Source organism: Arthrobacter sp. Dra40, from assembly GCF_059091905.1.
Genome location: NZ_JBNHHB010000363.1, coordinates 1 through 3,438, shown reverse-complemented (window position 1 = coordinate 3,438; position 3,438 = coordinate 1). Strand labels below are relative to the sequence as shown.

At 66.2% G+C, this 3,438-nt stretch carries 3 protein-coding genes; all 3 read right to left on the bottom strand.

The genetic code is table 11. The features are described from left to right. The coding region (gene guaB / locus AC5RWT_RS35805) for an IMP dehydrogenase (RefSeq protein WP_494084368.1) at window positions 1-1,231 on the bottom strand (1,231 nt) is incomplete at its 3' end. Between the two features lie 273 nt (window positions 1,232-1,504). Beyond that, window positions 1,505-3,109: a chaperonin GroEL gene (groL, locus tag AC5RWT_RS35800; protein WP_493966446.1), complete on the bottom strand. Its 1,605-nt coding sequence runs from the start codon at window positions 3,107-3,109 to the stop codon at window positions 1,505-1,507. Between the two features lie 132 nt (window positions 3,110-3,241). Beyond that, window positions 3,242-3,438: co-chaperone GroES (locus AC5RWT_RS35795; RefSeq protein WP_494084367.1), on the bottom strand; the 197-nt coding region annotated here is incomplete at its 5' end.

The window sequence follows — 3,438 nt, the reverse complement described above, 5'->3', positions numbered from 1 at the left end:
AGGACGTGTTCTTGCCGCGGGTCTGCATGGCGCCCAGGGAGCCCATGCCGCGGTAGGCCTTGAACTGTTTGCCGTTGACGAACACCAGGTCCCCCGGGGACTCCGCGGCGCCGGCCAGCAGCGAGCCGAGCATCACCGTGTCCGCACCGGCAACCAGTGCTTTGCCGATGTCGCCGGAGTGCTGCAAACCGCCGTCGGCAATGACCGGGATGCCGGCCGGAATGGCTGCCTTGGCCGACTCGTAGATCGCCGTGATCTGCGGTACGCCAACGCCGGCCACCACACGGGTGGTGCAGATGGAGCCCGGCCCCACGCCCACCTTGATGGCGTCCGCACCGGCATCTACCAAGGCCTGTGCGCCTTCGCGTGTGGCAGCCTGGCCGCCGATCACGTCCACGTTGGCGGCGGCAGGGTCCTTCTTGAGCCGGGCGATCATGTCCAGCACGCCCTGGCTGTGACCGTTGGCGGTGTCCACCACCAGCACGTCCACGCCGGCATCGATCATGGCCATCGCGCGCTCGTACCCGTCGCCGAAGAAGCCGACCGCCGCGCCGACGCGCAGTCGGCCGTCGTCGTCCTTGGTGGCCAGCGGATACTGCTCCGCCTTGTCAAAGTCCTTGACCGTGATCAGGCCCTGCAGGATGCCGGCGTCGTCCACCAGCGGCAGCTTTTCGATGCGGTTCTTGCCCAGCAGTTCAATCACTTCGGGGCGGCTGATACCGACCTTGCCCGTGATCAGCGGCATCGAGGTCATCACCTCGTGCACCTTGGTGGTGGGATAGTCGGCGCGGGGCACAAAGCGGGTATCGCGGTTGGTGCAAATGCCCAGGAGCTTCCCGTCGGAGTCCACCACCGGCAGCCCGGACACGCGGTAGTTGAAGCAAAGTTCGTCCAGCTCGGCCAGCGTGGCATCCGGGGCGATGGTCACCGGGTTGGTGATCATGCCGGACTCACTGCGCTTGACCCGGTCCACGTGCTCGGCCTGATCCTGGATGGACAGGTTGCGGTGGATGACGCCCAGGCCGCCCTGGCGCGCCATGGCGATGGCCATCCGCGATTCCGTCACGGTATCCATGGCGGCGGACAGCAGCGGGGTCTGGACCGTGATGCGGCGGGTCAGGCGCGAACTGGTGTCGGCCTCGGACGGAATCACATCCGTCGGGCCGGGCAGCAGGAGCACGTCGTCGTAGGTCAGACCCTCGAAAGCGAACGGATTGAATTCTTCGGACACTGCAGGGCCTTTCGAACGATACCGGTGGCGGCCGCCAGTCACCGACAGCAAGAATCGGTTTCCGGGGTTGGTTACATCCTAAAACGATTCCGCCCCGCCCACTATTTCCCGCGGGCACCGATGTGGCGGAGCTAACGGCCCCGGACGTCGCCGGTGCTCCGCGACGCCGGATGCGCCCGGCACGACTGCGCCCGGCACGACGACGGAGGGGACCCTGCGCGGGCAGGATCCCCTCCGGACGGTCAGAGCCTGACCCTCAGCTACCAGCGCGTGCTAGTGCTGGTGGTTGTGCTCGTCCTCATCGGCAGGCTTCTCGACGACCAGGGTCTCGGTGGTCAGCACCAAAGCCGCGATCGAGGCAGCGTTGCGCAGCGCCGAACGGGTCACCTTGACCGGGTCCACAATGCCCGCGGCGAGCAGGTCCTCGTAGGCGCCGGTGGCGGCGTTGAAGCCATTGTTGACCTCCAGCTCGCCGACCTTGGAGACGACGACCATGCCCTCGTGTCCTGCGTTTTCGGAGATCCAGCGCAGCGGCTGGGCCAGGGCGCGGCGGACCAGTCCGACGGCGGTGGCTGCGTCGCCCTCGAGGGCCAGCACGTTGGGGTCGGTATCGAGAGCCTGGGCGGCGTGCACCAGGGCGGAACCGCCGCCGGCCACAATGCCTTCTTCCAGGGCAGCGCGGGTGGAGGACACAGCGTCCTCGATGCGGTGCTTCTTCTCCTTCATCTCGACCTCAGTGGCGGCGCCGACCTTGATCACGCCGATGCCTCCGGACAGCTTGGCCAGGCGCTCCTGGAGCTTCTCGCGGTCCCAATCGGAATCGGTGCGCAGCACCTCTGCCTGCAGCTGGGCGACGCGGTCGGCAACGTCTGCGTCGGAACCGGCGCCGTCCACGATGGTGGTGTTGTCCTTGGTGACGGTGATCCGGCGGGCGGTACCCAGCACCTCGAGACCCACCTGGTCCAGCTTCAGACCGAGGTCAGCCGACACAACCTGGGCGCCGGTGAGCACCGCGATGTCCTGCAGCATGGCCTTGCGGCGGTCACCGAAGCCCGGTGCCTTCACCGCGGCCACATTCAGGGTGCCGCGGATCTTGTTGACCACCAGCGTGGACAGGGCTTCGCCGTCGATGTCTTCGGCGATGATGAACAGCGGCTTGTTGGCCTGCAGCACCTTTTCCAGCAGCGGCAGGAATTCCTGCACCGTGGAAATCTTGCCCTGGGAAATCAGGATCAGGGCGTCCTCGAGGACGGCCTCCTGGCGTTCCTGGTCGGTGACGAAGTACTGGGAGAGCAGGCCCTTGTCGAACTGCATGCCCTCGGTGAGCACGAGTTCGGTCTCCATGCTGGAGCCCTCTTCGATGGTGATGACGCCATCCTTGCCCACCTTGTCGAAGGCTTCGGCCAGCAGCTTGCCGACCTCGGGGCTTTGGGCGGAGATGGTGGCGACCTCGGCCACCTTGCCTTCGACCTCGCGGGCGTTCTCCAGCAGGCGTGCGGAGACAGCTTCGACCGCTACCTCGATGCCGTGCTTGAGGGCTCCCGGCGCGGCGCCGGCGGCGACGTTGCGGAGGCCTTCCTTCACCAGTGCCTGGGCCAGCACGGTAGCGGTGGTGGTGCCGTCGCCGGCAACATCATTGGTCTTGGTGGCGACTTCCTTGGCCAACTGCGCGCCAAGGTTCTCGTACGGATCATCGAGCTCCACCTCGCGGGCGATCGTCACACCGTCGTTGGTGATGGTGGGAGCGCCCCACTTCTTGTCCAGGACCACATTGCGTCCGCGCGGACCGAGGGTGACCTTGACCGTATTGGCGAGCTTGTCGACGCCGGCTTCCAGCGCCTTGCGGGCAGCGTCGTTGAACTCCAACTGCTTTGCCATGAATTTGTTCCTTTCACGCAAAATGCCCCGGCTGCGCTGCTATAGAGGCAGCCGGGGCATTTCGGTTGTCCGTGATTCCGGCTGCGGGCGTCGACTGCGCGCGCCCGAGCCGCCGGACTCAGCTGATGGGCCTTACTTGGTGACGATGGCCAGTACGTCGCGGGCGGAGAGCACCAGGTACTCTTCGCCGCCGACCTTGACCTCGGTTCCGCCGTACTTCGAGTAGATGACAACGTCACCCTCGGCTACGTCAACGGGAACCCGGTTGCCATTGTCATCGACGCGGCCGGGGCCGATCGCGACAACTTTGCCTTCCTGCGGCTTTTCCT

Bases quoted from the DNA above. Each gene is read 5' to 3' on its own strand.
- groL (WP_493966446.1), bottom strand. From the start codon at position 3,109: ATGGCAAAGCAGTTGGAGTTCAACGACGCTGCCCGCAAGGCGCTGGAA.